This window comes from Photorhabdus aegyptia (genome assembly GCF_000612035.1).
In the GTDB taxonomy this organism is placed as follows: domain Bacteria; phylum Pseudomonadota; class Gammaproteobacteria; order Enterobacterales; family Enterobacteriaceae; genus Photorhabdus; species Photorhabdus akhurstii.
In genome coordinates, this window is the sequence record NZ_JFGV01000065.1 from 1 (window position 1) to 17,294 (window position 17,294).

Annotated in this window: 18 protein-coding genes and 2 pseudogenes; 15 read left to right on the forward strand and 5 right to left on the reverse strand. The window is 41.5% G+C overall.

The genetic code is table 11. The annotated features are described in order from the left end of the window. Window positions 1-178 precede the first annotated feature (178 nt). Window positions 179-3,246, reverse strand: a pseudogene (cas3f, locus tag BA1DRAFT_RS17260) (type I-F CRISPR-associated helicase Cas3f); the annotation flags it as partial. A 186-nt stretch (window positions 3,247-3,432) separates the two neighbouring features. On the opposite strand from cas3f, the gene BA1DRAFT_RS23825 reads away from it, so the two are divergent. The 12 genes and pseudogenes from BA1DRAFT_RS23825 to BA1DRAFT_RS17305 all read left to right on the forward strand — a co-directional run bounded on the left by BA1DRAFT_RS23825 (window position 3,433) and on the right by BA1DRAFT_RS17305 (window position 11,813). Next, the gene (locus tag BA1DRAFT_RS23825) at window positions 3,433-3,612 is read left to right on the forward strand and encodes a hypothetical protein (protein WP_152544340.1); all 180 of its coding nucleotides are present in this window, start codon (window positions 3,433-3,435) and stop codon (window positions 3,610-3,612) included. A 1-nt stretch (window position 3,613) separates the two neighbouring features. Further along, complete coding sequence (locus tag BA1DRAFT_RS22730; RefSeq protein ID WP_036781709.1) at window positions 3,614-3,904, forward strand: paraslipin; 291 nt, start codon at window positions 3,614-3,616, stop codon at window positions 3,902-3,904. Window positions 3,905-4,108: 204 nt separating this feature from the next. Next, window positions 4,109-4,285, forward strand: coding sequence for a hypothetical protein (locus BA1DRAFT_RS23585; RefSeq protein WP_160170013.1), 177 nt, complete (start codon window positions 4,109-4,111; stop codon window positions 4,283-4,285). A 56-nt stretch (window positions 4,286-4,341) separates the two neighbouring features. Continuing rightward, window positions 4,342-4,647 carry a lipoprotein gene (locus BA1DRAFT_RS17270; protein ID WP_036781710.1) on the forward strand — a complete coding sequence of 102 codons (306 nt, stop codon included), beginning with the start codon at window positions 4,342-4,344 and terminating at the stop codon, window positions 4,645-4,647. Then, the gene (locus BA1DRAFT_RS21380) at window positions 4,644-5,072 is read left to right on the forward strand and encodes a hypothetical protein (protein WP_051560836.1); all 429 of its coding nucleotides are present in this window, start codon (window positions 4,644-4,646) and stop codon (window positions 5,070-5,072) included. The genes BA1DRAFT_RS17270 and BA1DRAFT_RS21380 overlap by 4 nt, the downstream gene beginning before the upstream one ends. A gap of 1,085 nt (window positions 5,073-6,157) precedes the next feature. Continuing rightward, a complete protein-coding gene (locus tag BA1DRAFT_RS17280) occupies window positions 6,158-6,679 on the forward strand; it encodes a single-stranded DNA-binding protein (protein ID WP_036781711.1) in 522 nt (173 codons plus the stop codon). Between the two features lie 516 nt (window positions 6,680-7,195). Next, entirely contained in the window at window positions 7,196-7,408 is a 213-nt protein-coding gene (locus BA1DRAFT_RS17285) for a hypothetical protein (RefSeq protein WP_036781712.1), read from the forward strand. A gap of 237 nt (window positions 7,409-7,645) precedes the next feature. Further along, window positions 7,646-7,801: pseudogene (locus BA1DRAFT_RS22250) on the forward strand (IS630 family transposase); the annotation flags it as partial. A gap of 239 nt (window positions 7,802-8,040) precedes the next feature. Next, the gene (locus tag BA1DRAFT_RS17290) at window positions 8,041-8,439 is read left to right on the forward strand and encodes a RidA family protein (protein ID WP_036781713.1); all 399 of its coding nucleotides are present in this window, start codon (window positions 8,041-8,043) and stop codon (window positions 8,437-8,439) included. A 13-nt stretch (window positions 8,440-8,452) separates the two neighbouring features. Continuing rightward, window positions 8,453-9,889 carry a Na+/H+ antiporter NhaC gene (nhaC, locus tag BA1DRAFT_RS17295; RefSeq protein ID WP_200868798.1) on the forward strand — a complete coding sequence of 479 codons (1,437 nt, stop codon included), beginning with the start codon at window positions 8,453-8,455 and terminating at the stop codon, window positions 9,887-9,889. Window positions 9,890-9,901: 12 nt separating this feature from the next. Beyond that, window positions 9,902-11,080, forward strand: coding sequence for a MalY/PatB family protein (locus BA1DRAFT_RS17300; protein WP_051560837.1), 1,179 nt, complete (start codon window positions 9,902-9,904; stop codon window positions 11,078-11,080). A gap of 61 nt (window positions 11,081-11,141) precedes the next feature. Then, window positions 11,142-11,813: a helix-turn-helix transcriptional regulator gene (locus BA1DRAFT_RS17305; protein WP_036781714.1), complete on the forward strand. Its 672-nt coding sequence runs from the start codon at window positions 11,142-11,144 to the stop codon at window positions 11,811-11,813. Window positions 11,814-12,196: 383 nt separating this feature from the next. On the opposite strand, the gene BA1DRAFT_RS22745 is transcribed toward BA1DRAFT_RS17305, so the two are convergent. The 3 genes from BA1DRAFT_RS22745 to BA1DRAFT_RS17325 all read right to left on the reverse strand — a co-directional run bounded on the left by BA1DRAFT_RS22745 (window position 12,197) and on the right by BA1DRAFT_RS17325 (window position 13,505). Further along, window positions 12,197-12,382 (reverse strand): hypothetical protein, encoded by a 186-nt coding sequence (locus tag BA1DRAFT_RS22745; RefSeq protein ID WP_036781716.1) that lies wholly within the window; start codon window positions 12,380-12,382, stop codon window positions 12,197-12,199. Window positions 12,383-12,517: 135 nt separating this feature from the next. After that, window positions 12,518-13,039 carry a transposase gene (locus tag BA1DRAFT_RS17320; RefSeq protein WP_036781717.1) on the reverse strand — a complete coding sequence of 174 codons (522 nt, stop codon included), beginning with the start codon at window positions 13,037-13,039 and terminating at the stop codon, window positions 12,518-12,520. Beyond that, window positions 13,026-13,505, reverse strand: a complete 480-nt coding sequence (locus tag BA1DRAFT_RS17325; RefSeq protein WP_036781718.1) for a hypothetical protein — start codon at window positions 13,503-13,505, stop codon at window positions 13,026-13,028. The genes BA1DRAFT_RS17320 and BA1DRAFT_RS17325 overlap by 14 nt, the downstream gene beginning before the upstream one ends. 880 nt (window positions 13,506-14,385) lie before the next feature. Here BA1DRAFT_RS17325 and BA1DRAFT_RS23590 point away from each other — a divergent pair. After that, on the forward strand, window positions 14,386-14,541 hold the full coding sequence (locus BA1DRAFT_RS23590) for a hypothetical protein (RefSeq protein ID WP_160170014.1): 156 nt from the start codon (window positions 14,386-14,388) through the stop codon (window positions 14,539-14,541). Then, the gene (locus tag BA1DRAFT_RS17330; protein ID WP_036781719.1) at window positions 14,534-15,223 is read left to right on the forward strand and encodes a hypothetical protein; all 690 of its coding nucleotides are present in this window, start codon (window positions 14,534-14,536) and stop codon (window positions 15,221-15,223) included. Before BA1DRAFT_RS23590 ends, BA1DRAFT_RS17330 begins: the two co-directional genes overlap by 8 nt. Before the next feature lie 1,386 nt (window positions 15,224-16,609). Here BA1DRAFT_RS17330 and BA1DRAFT_RS23595 read toward each other — a convergent pair. Beyond that, window positions 16,610-16,780 carry a hypothetical protein gene (locus BA1DRAFT_RS23595; RefSeq protein ID WP_160170015.1) on the reverse strand — a complete coding sequence of 57 codons (171 nt, stop codon included), beginning with the start codon at window positions 16,778-16,780 and terminating at the stop codon, window positions 16,610-16,612. A gap of 83 nt (window positions 16,781-16,863) precedes the next feature. Between BA1DRAFT_RS23595 and BA1DRAFT_RS17345 the strand changes: the two genes are divergently transcribed. Then, complete coding sequence (locus tag BA1DRAFT_RS17345) at window positions 16,864-17,280, forward strand: hypothetical protein (RefSeq protein ID WP_036781722.1); 417 nt, start codon at window positions 16,864-16,866, stop codon at window positions 17,278-17,280. Window positions 17,281-17,294 lie beyond the last annotated feature (14 nt).

Consider the following 17,294-nt stretch of genomic DNA (forward strand, 5'->3'; position numbering starts at 1 on the left):
TAATGAGGAAAATGGATGGCATTATGATTCATAATGAAAGGAACAAACCTCGTTAAAAATAACGAGGTTTGTCAGCGGTCTGAATGCTAATGTATGCGTACATTAACATTGTGATTTTTCCATGTAGCTGATTTGCTCAACCCAAAGCAGTTAAAGCCGGTGCTTGATAATGCCGGTATCATTGAGGCGGTTCGACATAGAACCCCAAAAACGGATGATAACACCATATTTCGTTGTCATCTTTTTTCCTAAGACAAATCTCACCAAAACGTAAACTGGCATCCTTTAACTCTATCTGATAAGTATCGGCCAAACGCTGATAAATCGCTTCAATATCAAGTTCAATCCAGATACTCACACCCGGCGCAAGCGATAATTCTGATTCATAAAAATATCGACTTTCTTTAATTCCTGCCGGGTCGTTGTCCAACACCATAAGCGTCGCTGTTTTCCCCTCTTCTTCAAGCAATAGATAATGTAACTCATCGGGTTCAGACTGACGAAACTGTTTACGACGTTGTAGCTCCGCACACCATGAAGCTTGTCCATTCCGCCACCAAAGGGCAGCGCAGTAACGAAATTCATTATCAGGATCACCTTGAAGTTCCTTCCACAAACGTCTGTGTTCAAGATCGGCCAAATTTCTAAAAGGTGGACCCTCTCCAGCATTATCGCGTTCCAAGATCCTTGGCAACGAACTGATTAGCTCATATTCGTCATGTTCTAATAACTCTTCTAAATCATGACTAACAAGGCAGTACTCTTCCGATTCAAACCCTGGCCGACAATAAACCGGACGTATTAAATTAACCACTTTAAGTGCCTCATAGTTTTTCGCCAGAATATACAGATTTGGCTCCTGCGGCTGTCTTTGTCGGTGACGTTGAATAAGTCCAGCAAGTTTTATCAACGAACACATTGAACTGGGTTCAGCAATAATCCAGTCATAATCATGATCACGGCCAATTTCAGCAATAGAGGTCGCAATTACCACAAAAATATGATGCCTTTCCGGTGTCTCTTCTAACGCTCTGCGGATTTCTGCCACTTGCCACAACGCCTCTTTATCGTAACGTATCAGCGTGGAATCCAATCGATGCTCAAGATGAGAACGTATCGCCATAGGATGCTGACTGTGATAAACGCAATAATGAATATGCACATTTTCAGGGACTGGTATCTGTAATAACCTCTGCGCCACAGCAACCAATGGATCAATATTTGCCATACGAATTAAGCCAATAGAAACAGTTTTACCTGATGGATGGCGCTGATAATGTTTCCTCCGTAATTTCAACATAGAGCGATACATTACCTTTGCCATAGCCTGAATTACGGCCTCCGCATTATAATCCTTAACCGTTATAGGCACCAATTTTGCCTGACGTAATAGCACCTGTTCTTCCAAACCGCCCATGCGCTTGACGACAAAGGCATCATGTTGATCTTTAAACTGCTGCGCATTAGTAACATCCAGTTGCGCAACATTATATTCATCGAACCAGGCACAACAGATATTCACCGGGGCACCGGGTTGACCACATGCTAACTGGTAATCCTGGCGCCCAGCCCGATAAGCGTTGAACAATGCCTGAGTGAGCGCTGGCGGCAATGTGGCGGATGAAAGCAATACCCGCGAACCGAGCAATCCGGCCCAGTTCACCAGTCGGCATAAAGCCGGTAAATCGTCAATATCAAAATCATCAGGCTCACCTAACACTAAATCAGAAGAGAGTAATCTCAGCATGGGGGCAATTTGCTTTCCCCCATGAATACCCTAGTAGCCGGAATTAAATGGTCGATGGTCGCGACCAACACAGGTGCGCTAAACAACTGATTAAGTTTATTATCTTTACGTAGCCAATGACTCAGACGCCCATTATCTAAGCTACCGTCATAACTAACATATTGATGTTCTGCAAATAACGCTTCCGCAGATATACTACCCACATCAGGCTCAAGCGCCTCTTGACGAAGTTGATGCAACTCTTTCACTGCCTGAGAGCCAATAAGCACCGCCAGTTCGTCTTCTTCCAGATGCAATCTTTTACGTAATGTATCACCGGTTTGTAACGTTAATGTTCGTAATCCCAAAGCAATAGAAAAACGGCATCCTTGTTTTTCATCCGCTAATCCATACATGATGCGTGCATTCGCAAACGTTTTACCACACCCAGTAGAAGCCATATTAATGCCAAAAAAAACCTGTTCTACTGAACGTTCGCGTAAAGCACACGCAACATCGAACGCCTGATCCTGCCAACGGTATTTTTCAGCTTTACTGCGTTGCTTAAATCCTTTATGCCGGGTAATCGCAGGCAGCGTTTTACGAATATGCGGCAAACTTTGTCCCAGTAATAAAGCATTCTGTCCAACACCAATACTGTGTTCATCTAATCGCTGCTTACACTTACCGGTGGTTCTCTCGGTGTTGGCAAAAACATCATAGTTAATATCCTGCCAGCCAAGAGTGGCAGGCAATAATGAATAATGATGATTGGCCAGTATTAAAACCAACCGGGACATATGGCTAATGAAACGCTGGTTCAGATTGCCATATTGCGATAATGACGTTGATTGCAGCGCTCTTCGCGCAAAATTTTGGGCTTTCTGACACCAAGTCTGACTGTGGATAGGTGTACCATTTGGGAATGTCCAGACATCACGCTTATCCAGATTACTCCAGTCCTTATTATCCATGTTGACTGAATTCCATGACGGTTCTAAGTGCTTCAACCAATTATCAATATATTCCAGTTGTGGCTCGTTTGAATAATTACGGTGAGAAGGATAAATAGGAAGACGATGATGAGAGAGGATTAGCCAAGCGACAGTGGTTGCCAATGGCGGTAAATCAGTAAAAGGGTTTGTATATTTTTTATCGATACCATCCTTAACCAAACGGGAAAGAATCTTATCCTCATCACTAGGCTCAATCTGACTTAACGAAATCAACCATTCCTTATCATTTTGCTTATCAACAAATGCCTGAAACAGCCGCAGAGATACCCACTCATGCCGGTACGGGTGAAACTTCCCATCACCCTGTAAACCTTGCTGGAATAACGCATTAGCTTTACCAAAATCATGGAATAATCCAGCGATAGCGGCCAATAAACTGATAGCTTCTACACTATGCCAATAATTTTCATTCTGATTTTCCAGCACATCACGTTGTGTCGTATTCGTGGGTACAACTCCCTGTGAGTTAAAGCGTCGCAAATTGCCGACTATCCATAACAGCTCACAATGCTAATGTATACGTACATTAGCATTATAAATTTTTCGGTGGAAGTACAATGCCGGACAAGCGACAAAGTTGATGCGCCCCGAAGCGGAGCATTACTTGTCTTTAGTAAGTAATGCGACTGAGAGCGAAAAATAGTATTGTGAAAGTAGCCACTGTTAAAATCTCTATAGGAGTGAATTAATGTGTTCGGACTAATCGCGTTAGATTTAATCGTTCTGTTTATGTTAGTTACCTTATATAAATGTGTTCTCATTGTTCCTCAATCAGACCAGTGGATCATCGAACGTTTAGGTAAATCTCACACGGTACTGAGCCTTGGGGCTGAATATTCTAATCCCGTTTCTAGATGTGGTGGCTTATAATATGTCGGCTAAAGGTCAGCTGGTCGAAATCAAGAATATCGATGGCATTACGCATGATAACGCAGTATTGAGAGTCAATGCTATCTGCTTCATTCGTATTGCAGATCCACAGAGAGCAGCTTATGGCGTGGAAAACTATGTGTCGACCGTGAAAAATTTGGTGATGACAACGATTCGAAATGTCGTAGGTGGTATGGAGCTAGATGAAACTCTGTCTAATCGCGACCAGCTAGCTGTTAAGTTACACGCTAGCATGGACTGGGGTCTTATCCTGCGTATCGTTGATATTTAGGACATCATGCCGTCTGAATCCATGCGTGATTCTATGGAGTAACAGGCAGCTGCTGAACGTGAGAATAAGATTTTTGATTCATAGGAGAAACTGGAATCCTCTCGTCTCGAAGCAGATACTATTCGGGCGCTTGCTGAAGGTCAGCGAAAGGCCAACAAAACACTATCAGAATCTATTTCTAAACCCAGTGGTGAGAAAGCCCTAATGTTCCAGTTAGCAACCAACTACATTAATATGCTGGGCACGCTGTCCACCAGCGATAGCGATAACAGTAAAGTCATTGCTATTCCAGCTGATGTTTCTCAGGTTGTAGGCGGACTGGTAAACACAGGGGCGCTATTATCGGCTGGTTCGATTGTTAATAAACAGAGTCATCTCTAATGGCTGTTTTTATGCAATGAGATCCCACATAATCGCTCGAATATTAAAGTAATGACATGAGAAAGTATCTTTTTTGTTTACCCGCGATTTTACTGTTAAGTGGTTGCAATTCAATAAGGCTTGGCCTGTCACTGGTCGAGAGATATGAACAGGCTTATCAGGATATGCTCACAAAGCCGTCTGAAGCAAATGTGAAACACTATATGGACCTAAGTAAAACCATCGCAGAGCACGATATGAAAGAAGCGAATGCAAAGGCCGAAGCAGCCACCCGGGAAAGTGATAAAGGCTTCACTGAGTATTTCCGCGCATATGGGAGTAACGGTTTTAAAAAATCCCCAAAATTAGGAGTCATGAAATGACGAATACAAAAAACCATGCAGATCCAGCCTTTTACACCGGTGCAGTCTGGGCTGCATCAGTGCTACTACGGCAAACCGGCAATAGTGACGGAACCCGTGAAATTCTTGATCACATTCCTCAACTGGATCGTGTGGCTGCGCTAAGCTGTGAAGAAGACCTCTTTCATTTGCGCCAGTTTGTGGATAAAACCCTACCATTGGGTAAGAATGCTCAGTATACAAAATTCGGCGTTGCACCATTGGATCAACTCGGGCGTGTCATTGATATTCAGGATACGGAACTGGAAAATTATACAGCCCCTGAAGGAAATGTGCTGTTTTGGTGCGTGTATGCCACGGATGCGCACGGTAACCAACACATATTGATTGATCGGTTGGATTATCTGGAGGAAGCACAAAAACTCGCAAAAACACTCTCTCAATAATTCAGACAACTATCTCGGTATCGGCTGAGATAGTAAATAAAACGAAATCAATACATTCAATTTGGAATTCCATTCAGTAATATCTTCTATTGCCCGGCAAACCCTGGGCTTTTTTTGTCACCAGACCAATTCATCGTACTTTTCATCTACATAATAATGACTTCAGCTTAAACAATCAGGAAATGTTGACGATGTATAAATACCACATACCGCAATTTGCTCACATCTGACTATGCCCATAAACAGCGATTCTGGAGGGTTACAACAGATACTGATGTAGATAGTGAAAACGAAAAATACCCAACGTCAGTATCTTAGATCAAGGTTGGTATAACGAGTGTTTGTAAGAAAAGGAATACCCCAGCAGATAAGAATAGAATGGTTTTTCTGTACTACAAAATCCTGGGCGTGACCTCCATTAAAATAAAGCCAAGCAATAAGGCTCCGAGTGTACGGAGTTACTTTTGTCCCTACGTATTACAACCCCTATGGGGATATTCGTACTACGAAACTATGAGCTATGGTTATACAGGTTGCGATTAAGAAGACTAAGGATTCGATGAAGTGGTGTGATAAAAAAATCAAAGCCCACTCCAGTAATGATTATATTTCGGCAGCAGAAAAAGAACACTTTTTCAAAGGATAGTCAGGGAAGGGGCAAACGGTATTGAACCAATCAGCTTTCATTTCCGGTCACCGGAAGCGGTCAACATGCAAAAAAACCGATACGCAGCAGAATTCGTGCTGACTAACAAAAAGTTCAGGAAACGAACGAAAGCCTCAGCATGAATTTAATTCCAAATAGCCGTGATGAATATTATCATTTCGAACAACATGCACTGGCTTAAGCTGGCATAATGATCACCTTTGCCTGGTTCACCCGGGCATCTTTTTGCCTTTTGAAAGGGCACTATTTTGCAGCCATTTTCGCTTACATGATAAATGGGTGTCTCATATTCTTACATTCCAAATCAAACCGTAAGATGATTTTTGAAAAAAGATGGCTATAGGTTATTCGTCAGCTGGATGGCTTCCGTAACATAGAGGGTATCAAGCATCGAATTTACTTTTTTATCGGAGGCTATATGTCCAGCAGAGGTATAAACAAAGTTATTTTAATTGGTAACCTAGGGCAAGACCCGGAAGTCCGCTATATGTCAAATGGCGGTGCAGTGACTAACATTACTCTGGCGACTTCTGAAAGCTGGCGCGATAAGCAGACCGGTGAAATGAAAGAGAAGACTGAATGGCACCGGGTTGTTTTGTTTGGCAAACTGGCTGAAGTCGCGGGTGAATACTTACGTAAAGGTTCACAGGTTTATATTGAAGGTTCTCTGCAAACTCGTAAATGGCAGGATCAGAACGGTCAGGAGCGTTACACCACAGAAGTCGTGGTAAACATGGGCGGTACCATGCAAATGTTGGGTAGTCGTGCTGGTGGTGGCAGTTTCCAAGATAGTCAACCGCAAGGCAGCGGTTGGAGACAGCCACAGCAGCAATCTCAGCAATTCAGCGGTGGTAGCGCTCCTTCACGTTCGGCTCAATCTTTTGCTCCACAGAGCAATAAGCTACCAATGGAAATGGATGCTGATGAAATTCCATTTTGAGCGGTTCGCTAAGCTGCTCAGTGTCTTGCAGGTGAAAGTCCTGCCGCAGTAGTTGGTTGATTTGACTGCGTAGCTATGGCGTACGTGTGGATGGTGACTGAAACACGGGAGCAACGCCGGATAAACGTGACCCCTGACCCAGACTGTGGGTGCGCGCAAGTATGCAGCCCGTAACGCAAGTGAACCTGAACAAGCCTCGTAAATTTCAGCCATACAGTTATGCTGGGAGAGTGTGGTGTAGGGTGATCTCGCCGAGCCTTTAGAGGGAGTGAATCCCCGGGAGCATAGATAACTATGTTACCGGGGTGAGCGAGTGCAGCCAACAAAGAGGTAACTTGAAAGATGACGGGTATATATAAAAATGTGAGTGCCGTAAATGGCGCTCTTTTTTATGCTATTTGCATTTGATTGTTCATCCAGAACACCAAAAGACTTCCATCCATCAGCTATTGATTTTTTTTCAAAGTTCTCCCAAAGATCTATCTGCTATGTCCAAAGCCCACTAAGGAGGTCAACATGGCAGGTAAAAAGAAAAAAGGTACTGATAGCACTGGTACTGCTCGGGCAACTCATGAGTTGAGTGAGTATGATAAGCTTAAATACGATTATGGAGAAGAGGCGGCCTTATCCGTAACGACTAGGGCATTTCAGCGCTATGACTCCTCAATCACTTGTGAGGATGTGCGTTCTACTGTGAAAGTCGTTAGCAGCCCGTACTGGCAATGTTGATGTTGCCGCTGAACGGGAGCGCATAGAAAGCAAAGCCAAAGCCGCTGTTACTGAAATGCTTAGCAATGTAAGTAACAAGAAAGAAGAAACTAAATGATTTCAATGGGGAGGATTCTCCCCATTGCCATTTTTACGGCAATGGCATTATTGCTTTCATCATGTAGAAATGATGAGGTGGATTTAAACGAGTACATAATCCCATAATCTTTTAATGGTCAGGTAAGAGCGATTGCAGGAATAGAACGGTTATGGCAATCGTTCCATGAGACAATAACGCGAAATCATGGTTGTCAATTTATGTGGCAATTGCTTAATTATGTTGATGCCTTTTTGGCATCGTTTTCATCACAGCAAAAGCCAGGAAGACAAAAAATAGGTGTAGCACAATTATGAAACCTTATTTATATCAAAAACAGGCAATTACAAAATTTAAATTACAGCCTCTAACTGGCGGTATCCACCTACCTTTAACTGAGACACGATTTGCCAATTACGTTAACGAAGAACACACATGGCGATTAAAATTTGATCTTTGCTGCAAAATAGAATTTAGTCCATTGAATAGATAAAAATCTATCTATAGTATTTTATCTTGAAGTGCCCTTATTCAATTTTTTTAAGAAGAAACAAACATGATTAAAACTATAGATACCAAAAATGCGCCAGCAGCAACCGGTCCATATTCCCAGGGAAAACAAATTAATAATGTGATTTACCTTTCAGGGCAAATTCCGATCAACCCAATAACCGGTAGCGTTCAAGGCACAACGATTATTGAACAGACTGAACAGGTGATTGCCAACATCAAGGCTATTTTGAAGTCCGTCGATCTTTCTCTAGAAAGCGTAATCAAAACAATGTGTTTTCTTACTGATATGGCTCATTTTGCAGAATTTAATTCAGTGTATGAGAAGTATTTCGTTTCTAAACCTGCACGTTCCTGCATAGCAGTAAAACAGTTACCCAAAAATGCCTTAATAGAAATCGAAATTATCGCTTTAGCGGAAAGCGTTTCACATTGTAGTTCTTAATGGAGTGCATACGATGAATACGAATACTGCAAAGAATACCTCTCTTATGATTGAAATGAGTTTTACGAAAGCTGCATGCGGCTTTTTTATTCCCTTATCAACTGTTATTGCATTAGTTCTTAACGGAGCGCCGATTGTCGTTGCCTTGCTGTCTGCCATTGTAGTTTCTTGCTTTTTCAGTCTCTATCTAGGCTATAAATGGGATGATATTCAAGAGTCCGCACTAAAAGGTGTTGCTCGTGTATTTTCAGCCACCTTTATGATGATCCTTGTTGGCATGATGATTGCTGTCTGGATTGAGTCCGGCAGTGTACCAACCTTGTTATACTATGGTATTAACTTTATCAACCCGACCTATTTTCTACCTCTGACCTTTTTAGTCTGTTTGATAACATCGATGACAATAGGCACATCTTGGGGGACAGCGGGTACTGTAGGATTAGCTTTGATCGGTGTTTCTGGTGGACTCGGCATACCATTGCCGATAACTGCCGGCGCAATTATCTCTGGTGCACTTGTCGGAGAAAAATTGTCGCCTATCTCATCAACGACAATATTAACGGCCGCGAACACAGGGGTTAATCTTATTGATCATATTATTTCCATGCTCAATACGACAATTCCTGCAACGTTGATTAGCTTATTATTATTTACTTACCTTGGCTTCACCCATATGGGGCACGCGGCTACCAGCGTCGAAAGTATTGTGATACTCGCTGATGGACTAAAATCCAACTTTAACATCAGTCCCATATTGTTAATTCCACCTGTGTTTGTCCTGGTTTTAAGTGCCATGAGAAAACCTGCAATTCCAGTGTTTATCGGTGGCATAGTATTAGGGGGAGTTTGTGCGCTGATTTTTCAAAAAACCTCATTCACCAGCGTGCTTAATGCGTCTATTAGCGGCTATAAAATTAGCAGTGGCATATCCAGTATTGATGAGTTACTAAACCGTGGCGGCGCAATCAGTATGGCTTCAACAGTATATCTGTGCATTTGTGCGGGTATGTTTAGTGGTATTCTTGATAAGCAGGGGATTTTATCCACCCTGATGAACAAATTACTAACATACGCCAAAAGTACTGGTGGACTGATTCTTTCCACAACGATTGCCTGTTTGGTTCTGATGCTTGGCGGTGCGGGTCAATATTGTACTCTTACCCTTCCTGGCGTCGCATTTCGCAAGTCCTATGAAGAACGAGATGTCCACCCCTGCGTCTTAGGTAGAACAATGGAAGACAGCGGCACGATGGTAGGTTCAATTATTCCCTGGGATGTTTCGGCTTTCTATTATTCGTCTATTCTCGGTGTCAGTATGCTGGATTACGCACCTTATACATTTATCGGTTACATGACCCCATTTATCTCCGTACTCTGTGCTTATTTGGGAGTCGGTGTCTTCAGAATTAACCAAGAAATTCGCCCTTTAACACTCAGAGCAGCAATCTGACAGGAGTTTAAAATGAATTATAACTTTGATACCCACCTTTCAAGAGAAGGGCTGTATACCGCTAAATGGGAATCTGAATTTGAAAGAAAGAATGATTATTCCCTGCTTCCTTTTGGTACCGCTGATATGGATTTCAAATCAGCGCAGCCTATTATTGATGCCTTAACGAGAACCGCGCAAAAAGGACATTTTGGCTACCCAGATAAACCAGCCTCTTATTATGCGTCCATCATTAATTACCATGCGCGGAAATTTAATTGGAAGATAGCAAAAGAGTGGATTCAAAATGGTGTCGGAATCTACTCTTCGATGGGGGCTCTTCTGCAAGAATTAACCACGGAAGGTGATGAAGTTCTTTATATGACTCCCGTCCATCATATTTTTGCCGAAATTATCGAAGTAAATAGACGTACCCCCGTTGAGGTGCCTTTGCTGGCAAAATTTCCGAGCTACGATATTGATTTTTTTACGCTAGAAAAATCTATCACTGAACGCTCAAAAATATTGTTTCTCTGTAACCCACATAACCCAATGGGGCGAATTTGGACTGCCACAGAGCTAACAAAATTACAAGATATCTGTATTAAAAATGGCATTATCATTATTTCTGATGAAGTCTATTCAGGTCTTTTATATAAAGGTGAAAGTTTCACACCCTTAGCCTCGCTTTCTAAAGCCTCATCAATGAATACCATTACGGTTACTTCAGCAAGTAAATCATTTAACCTGACTGGGTTAAAACATTCACTTGTTATCAGTGAGAACCCTGAGTTTAAACAAAAATATCTGACTGCCCAAAAACGCACTAATATGTTCTACGGCGGATCATTATTTGGGCAGGTAGCAACTGAAGTGGCATTCAGTATTGAATGTGATGAATGGACAGAACAAGTCATGGCGTATGTTGAAGAAAATTACCGTTTTAGCCAGCAATTCTTCAGCCAGCATCTACCTGAAATCAAAATATACCAACCTCAGGCAACTTATTTTCTGTGGGCTGATTTCAGCGCTTTTAATATGAGAAATGCAGAGTTAATTTCTTTTTTTGAAAACAGTGCTCATATCATTGTCACAAATGGGAAAACATTAGGTAGTGGCGGTGATAACTTTATACGTTTCAACTTAGGTTGCCCTAGAGAACAATTATCTAAAGGTCTTGAAAGGATTATTGTTGCTAAGTACAATCACTAAGTTTAAGCTCTATTTAAAAACAAACTTACAATGTAAAACCAATTAACGTCCAGAGGGTATAATGACAAGGAAATCCATCGCTAAACTATCACAAAATGATGAGATTATACTGGCATCATACTCCTCTATGTTGGATGCTCTTTCTGAATATTTTGGAAGCAGTTATGAGTTTGTTCTGCATCGTTTGGACAATCTTGATAAATCGGTAATAAAAATAGTTAATGGTCATTATACAGGAAGAGATGTTGGTGCTCCGATTACGGATCTTGCACTCAATATGCTCGCCAAAATTAATGATAGCTCAGCAAAGAAAGATTATATTTGCTATCAAGGCACAACTAAAAATGATGAGCCTTTACACTCATCCACTATTCTTATCCGTGGAGAGTATAAAAATCCTATCGCTCTTATCTGTATTAATTTTTACCTAAATACGCCTATGTATAAGTTTTTTAGCGAAATTTTCAACCGTCATAACGAAAATGAGAGTATCATTATGACAGAAAACTTTGCTACAGATGTTGATGAAACAATACGCGAAGCAATCTATAAAGCCAAAAGTCAGGTTGAACACTCAAAAGAATCTATTTCTGCATCACAGAAAAATAAATCTATTATTGAACTACTCTACAATGATGGAATTTTTAAACTAAAAGGTGCGGTACCTGCTGTTTCTCGAACATTAGGAATCGCAAAAAATACCGTCTATATGCATTTGAAAAAATTTGAATAATTCAATAGAGAACGCTGTTTTTTTAATACACATTCCCACAAGGTCATCGATACTACAAAAATCAGCATGAACACAAAGACATAGGTAAACTTCTTACGGATTGGGAGATGAAAAAGCCCGGTACGGACGAACTCTTCCTACAGACCGGGGTACTTACCGCTATCATCCACCAGATAAATCTGCATCAGATATCAAAGATGATGTTGCGACATCAAATGATACTCATAAACGGATGTGTAGTACGTTTGCGGGAATCGCGTAATTACCACAGCCTTGCCGTCATGTACTTTTACCGACAGGATCTGCTCACACAGGGGATCATGGGCTGCGTCGGATCTGAAAGCTATCGGTTCCCCCCTTAAAACCTGGTAATGTGTATTTTGTTAACAATCTATACCAAGATTTCTGCGCCAGAGGCATCCTGATGCTGGAGTATGTTTGTCATGTAATGCAAAAGCGTGATTATTCCATGTTAGATAATCTTGCTGAAAAGCACGCACCAAAGCTCCTGGAGAATTAACTTGTTTGGCCTGACCCGTTGAGAACCATGTTCCATTTAACAACAACATGAATATACTCCAATAACTCCAACGCTTATATATGTTCGTTTTTTGCATCTATGGCTATCTTCCTTATCTATTTTGACTCAGTGTTAGCCATATGTAAACGAAGTTCATCCCGCTTTTCATCTTCCGGGTAGCGTTTTATTTTTCTCCCACCTTTGGCCTGTGTACATTGGGTTTTTTGACTACATTACTGCCATAAACCCGATAGCCTCGCGTTTTTTCCGGCGCTGCCACTGTACTTTTCAGGGATAATTGATGATTGGTAGAACAGGTGTAACTGTCCTGCTCAGCATTATAGATAAATAACGATTTGGGGTAGATTTTTCGGTGGCTATGTCGGTTGGAATTTTCAGGACAAAACAGCCGGATTTGATACTTTTGTGTCTCAGCAATCACCGCGTCATGGAGATAACCGGCATCCAATAACAATGTGTCCGGGTAATATCCCGATAAATTTAAATTCTGCGCCAATAAATCCGCCATAACCTGTGTTTCACTGGACGGAGCTACGGTCTGGGCGACGATAATACGCCCAGTGTTGACTAAAATAGACGGTTTATAGGCAGTTGAAAATCCCTTTCCCCACCTGAGTTTCTGGACGACAGATTCTGGCTCTGTTGGATTAATACGCAGTAGGCTGCCATCTTTACTTTTTTTCATGATTTTCTTGTCGGTACCGTAATACTTCAGTGCCCTGTTCCAATTGCTTAATGCGTTTTTCTGTCTGCACAGTGGCAGGCACTGCTGTGAGGGCTCTTTTTTCTCGTGAAATCGCTTCCTGAGTCAAAAAATGATAATGAGAACACGTTGCCTCAATAACTTTTCCGTCACCGGCCAGACACGAAATCCCAGATTGGCTGCGGCGCAAAACAGATAAGATTAGTTCTTGAAAAAACATTCCCGTCAGGACAGTTTGATGCTGATAAATGAAGCGCCCAAGACTGGAGTGATCCGTGGGCGCACGCAAATATACAGCCCGTAACGAAAGTGGGCCTCGTAAATGCCAGCCGGGAAAAGTACTAATGATGGCAGAGACAACAGAGCTCAGCCGCAGGGAAGGGCTTCTGCTTCTGTCACGCAGGAGGTGCTGAGTGATTGCGAAAGAAAAGGTATGAGTATGTGACATAAGCTATATCTGACGGCCAAGACGGAGCCTAAACGTAAATTTTGAGTATTATACAACAAGGTATGCAGCAACCGCGTTTGCGGTTTGCCGTATGTACAAGTGAAAGCAAATAACGGCGCTGCTGGACGTTTGATGTCATTGAAATAGAAAATGGGTATTGACGTGAAATCCAGACCAGACTAGGGACCAAGCGGTATAAACCTCACTCCGTACGTAGGATATTTATACCCAAGACGGCAGGGGGAGTTAGGCCACTGAGAAAATAACCTCAAATCAGAAGTCCACTCTACAAATCAAAAAAATTGTGTGATTTTCAATCAATGGTGAGATATCCTTTTTCGCCTTTCTTATATTTATCTTGAACAGTTCTAATCGAATATTTGTTTGCATGAACGATATATACAGCACATTGTCAGCCATTCAGAATAACGCTTTGCTGATTTATTCACGGATGTTTGGTATATGCACTTTCGGCAATTGTCGGGTTTTCGGTGGTCTCCGTGCATTTTTGCAGTGGCCTGATGATAACTCTGGAACTGGTAATTAGCTTTTATGTTTTCAGCCCGAACACACCAGAATAAGCTCTGACAAATTCTACAGTGACCGATGAGCGGTTGATGAATGATTTTACCGCAATGAATGGGAAGCTGTACTGAAAACTGAAAATCGCACTCAAGAAATTAGAAATCCCGGAGTCATCTTAAAAAATGGCGATCTTATTGATATTAAAAAAGAATATGGTTTGATTAAGTGAAATCCTGATTGGTCTGACAATTTCGTCAGCTGAACATACAGTGGTAATTTGATTTTTGATTATCACTTTTTATCAACAGAATAGAGAATATAGCAAAAATACAGTCCACTGCGCACGAGGGAAAATATGAGAAAAATATTGATATCAGTATTCCGCCGCTTAATATGGTCAAATCTTGCATGGGAGCAAAAACAGCATCTTGATGCGTTATATCAAATGCGGCATGGAAAAGCCCCTGAACATCCACATTCAACGGAAATGGAGACGCGCAGTCATGAATGATAAACACTCTTTGACAGGTCGTAATATTGATCTACTGGGCGCATCCCAGCAGGAATTTACTATCCTGACCGAAAATGTCCTCATGCGTGAAATTATCCTCAAGTTACGTGATCTGATGAACGAAGCCGATGGAGTGGTGATAGAAGACAACATCATTCCGTGGTCTTACGTGCTGCCACTAGCCAATTCGATACCTTCTACCGAGGGAACTGAAGCGGAAATTAAAAAATGGATGATTACAGCGTGCGAACTCTGGCAGCAAAAATATAACGCTTCCATTCAAGATACGCTGGCAAAACGTATCAGTTCTGATAGCACCATCGAAAATGACAACCTTTATCTTTTGAATATCAACAATGTCAACCATCTTATCTTTGATAGCTTGTTACCTTATGTGGATCTAGAAACCATGAAGGAAGCAGATCCTGAACTGGCAAAAACAGTGTGTGACATGGCCAACGTCATGGTAGCTATTTCGAAGGGAGCGGTATTGACCAACATTGTCAGAACAGATATCTATTGTGCTGGCGTTGATGACGCCTTGATGGCTCTCCAGAGCCGATACAACGAACTGAAATCTGCCGGTCAAGATACCGAATGGCTGGAAGAGGCAATGCAAATTATCACTGACAGCAAACAACAATCTCTCGACATTATTAATCAAGAGACAAAACGTAGCTGATGGGTACTGACTTAATTTTTTTACCCCTTAAATGATAAAGAACCTGAGCTTTATAAAAAGGCATACTCAACGTTTCGTTCTGTGTAGGGAAATACTACGGCCTAAGGCTGCGTTGTTAATCGTAATCGGTGGGGATATGAAAAAACAAATCAATCAGGAGCGTTCCTTTTCAAAAATGCGCAAATTTACGAAAAAATCTATTCGCCGCAAATTATTGGGCTATAGCCTTCGTAGTTACCAACTTAACGCTGAGGCCAAGACCATTATAACCGGGCCTTCTAGTACTACGACAGATACATACCCGTTTAGTTGGTCACACCATCAGCTGGATAGTTACATGGAGCACTTGTTCGCGCGTTGCGAATCACTAGTTTGTAACATCCGGAGCGTTAAAGAGAAGAGCTATGAGGGGGCCCAACGTCGAAATGTTACCTCAATTAGCAAACGCTATCTGGCTGTATAACGTCATCATCAAGTGGAGGAGGTATGGAACCGCAGTTTTGGTGGTTTTTCACCGAAAATTGCCATGTTACTGTCCGGTTTCTTACATTACGGACACCGCTCACACCAGATGAACGACAGTTCGATACACGCCCCCGGAAAAGTACTTACTCATAACGAGAAAAAAGGATAAATATACAGCCTGCCTTGAGCAGGCCTTTTTATCTGTCATTCCGCAGCTATATCTGTAATATACTGATTTCAAATTGTTTGTATAAAAAAATTCATTCGCTTGTTAATTCTTAATTAAAACAACAAATTACGAACGCGGTGCGGAATGTCGGTTTTATCACCATCACGTGTTGACAGAGTTTATTCCTTGAACCTCTAAAAACCAGAAGTCACCATAACTAAGCTCAATCGCTTGGATAAAGTGATATCTACGAGATGCCATAGGATTAATATTTCGTACTTTATACTCTTGGGATAAATGAGAGATTCCATATCTGTCATAACAAGTTCTATGTCTTCCTCAACATACTGTTTAAGAAAATGAAAATCCTCATAAACATTTTTCATGAAAATGTCTTGAACCCCAGCGTTTTCCCCTGAAGACCGTCAGATCTACTTTTCTATCTTTATTATTAACGCGAACGCCAGTTTAAAACTCTATTCCTAACTTATCATCACCACGAAAAGTAATAAAAAGAGGATACCCACGGTCCATTTTTAATAGCCTATTAAATAACTTATATGGACTTTCTAAAAATATATCAATGCGCCGATTTTCCGTTGCTGTTTTATGTTACACAGACACAGTGACTTCCAGCTCAGTTCTATTAGGTGTTAGGTATTCTGGCTTTGGTAAATATTTTTATGAATAAATAGCCCTGCGCATGAATTACTTTCAGTCCTAACAATGACAATCTACGGATCGACTTTTATTCAAACCCGGTAAATGGCATCAGATTTTGCTGGCGTCCCTTCAGAAAAAGGATCAGATACAAAATATCTTTCTGTAATGCTGAGTAGTAATGTTCCTCCGTTACGGTTATGGAAATACCTATTATTCATATATGGTATGAATGATATAAAAAATGCACTACGTTTTGTCATGCTTTTTCCTTCGAGCAGTTTTACCACCATAGTAAGATCATTTCGTCTCCGGCTGGAAGTCGCTGAATATATATGGGAGTTTTATGAAAAAAGTAACAGGTGTGATGTTGGCTTTGGCCGGGGCATCGTTCTGCGCAAGCGCCTTTGCGAATGTACCATTGAATCCTGATGGTTCTCCAGTGGCAGGCCAGTCGGTTGCTCAGTACCTGCAATTGAAAAAAGAATGCCCTGAATGCGTTATGGTGGCTCAGGACATCGTTAAAATGCGAATGCAACACTGCAAGCAGAACACTACGGTTGATTCGATTATCTTACAGGATCCGGTTTATAGCTACCTGAATAGTATCCGATTCCTCGTCAGTAACAACGGGGGATATACCAATTTTGTTTACACTTCCGCCCGACAAGTTGTTGAATCTAATGTGAACTGTAATGACGCCAATGACTGGATTCAGCGCAGTCAGAAGGTAATGGAAAAGATGTTCAATACTGGCAACTAATCGTTATCTCTTAA

What these genes read in the sequence shown, in the direction of transcription:
- BA1DRAFT_RS17330 (WP_036781719.1), top strand. Translation starts at nt 14,534, where the DNA reads ATGAATGATAAACACTCTTTGACAGGTCGTAATATTGATCTACTGGGC.
- BA1DRAFT_RS17320 (WP_036781717.1), bottom strand. Translation starts at nt 13,039, where the DNA reads ATGAAAAAAAGTAAAGATGGCAGCCTACTGCGTATTAATCCAACAGAG.
- nhaC (WP_200868798.1), top strand. Translation starts at nt 8,453, where the DNA reads ATGAATACGAATACTGCAAAGAATACCTCTCTTATGATTGAAATGAGT.
- BA1DRAFT_RS23590 (WP_160170014.1), top strand. Translation starts at nt 14,386, where the DNA reads ATGAGAAAAATATTGATATCAGTATTCCGCCGCTTAATATGGTCAAAT.
- BA1DRAFT_RS17280 (WP_036781711.1), top strand. Translation starts at nt 6,158, where the DNA reads ATGTCCAGCAGAGGTATAAACAAAGTTATTTTAATTGGTAACCTAGGG.
- BA1DRAFT_RS21380 (WP_051560836.1), top strand. Translation starts at nt 4,644, where the DNA reads ATGACGAATACAAAAAACCATGCAGATCCAGCCTTTTACACCGGTGCA.
- BA1DRAFT_RS23585 (WP_160170013.1), top strand. Translation starts at nt 4,109, where the DNA reads ATGTTCCAGTTAGCAACCAACTACATTAATATGCTGGGCACGCTGTCC.
- BA1DRAFT_RS17285 (WP_036781712.1), top strand. Translation starts at nt 7,196, where the DNA reads ATGGCAGGTAAAAAGAAAAAAGGTACTGATAGCACTGGTACTGCTCGG.
- BA1DRAFT_RS17325 (WP_036781718.1), bottom strand. Translation starts at nt 13,505, where the DNA reads ATGTCACATACTCATACCTTTTCTTTCGCAATCACTCAGCACCTCCTG.
- BA1DRAFT_RS17345 (WP_036781722.1), top strand. Translation starts at nt 16,864, where the DNA reads ATGAAAAAAGTAACAGGTGTGATGTTGGCTTTGGCCGGGGCATCGTTC.
- BA1DRAFT_RS17305 (WP_036781714.1), top strand. Translation starts at nt 11,142, where the DNA reads ATGACAAGGAAATCCATCGCTAAACTATCACAAAATGATGAGATTATA.
- BA1DRAFT_RS23595 (WP_160170015.1), bottom strand. Translation starts at nt 16,780, where the DNA reads ATGACAAAACGTAGTGCATTTTTTATATCATTCATACCATATATGAAT.
- BA1DRAFT_RS17290 (WP_036781713.1), top strand. Translation starts at nt 8,041, where the DNA reads ATGATTAAAACTATAGATACCAAAAATGCGCCAGCAGCAACCGGTCCA.
- BA1DRAFT_RS22745 (WP_036781716.1), bottom strand. Translation starts at nt 12,382, where the DNA reads ATGTTGTTGTTAAATGGAACATGGTTCTCAACGGGTCAGGCCAAACAA.
- BA1DRAFT_RS22730 (WP_036781709.1), top strand. Translation starts at nt 3,614, where the DNA reads ATGTCGGCTAAAGGTCAGCTGGTCGAAATCAAGAATATCGATGGCATT.
- BA1DRAFT_RS17270 (WP_036781710.1), top strand. Translation starts at nt 4,342, where the DNA reads ATGAGAAAGTATCTTTTTTGTTTACCCGCGATTTTACTGTTAAGTGGT.
- BA1DRAFT_RS17300 (WP_051560837.1), top strand. Translation starts at nt 9,902, where the DNA reads ATGAATTATAACTTTGATACCCACCTTTCAAGAGAAGGGCTGTATACC.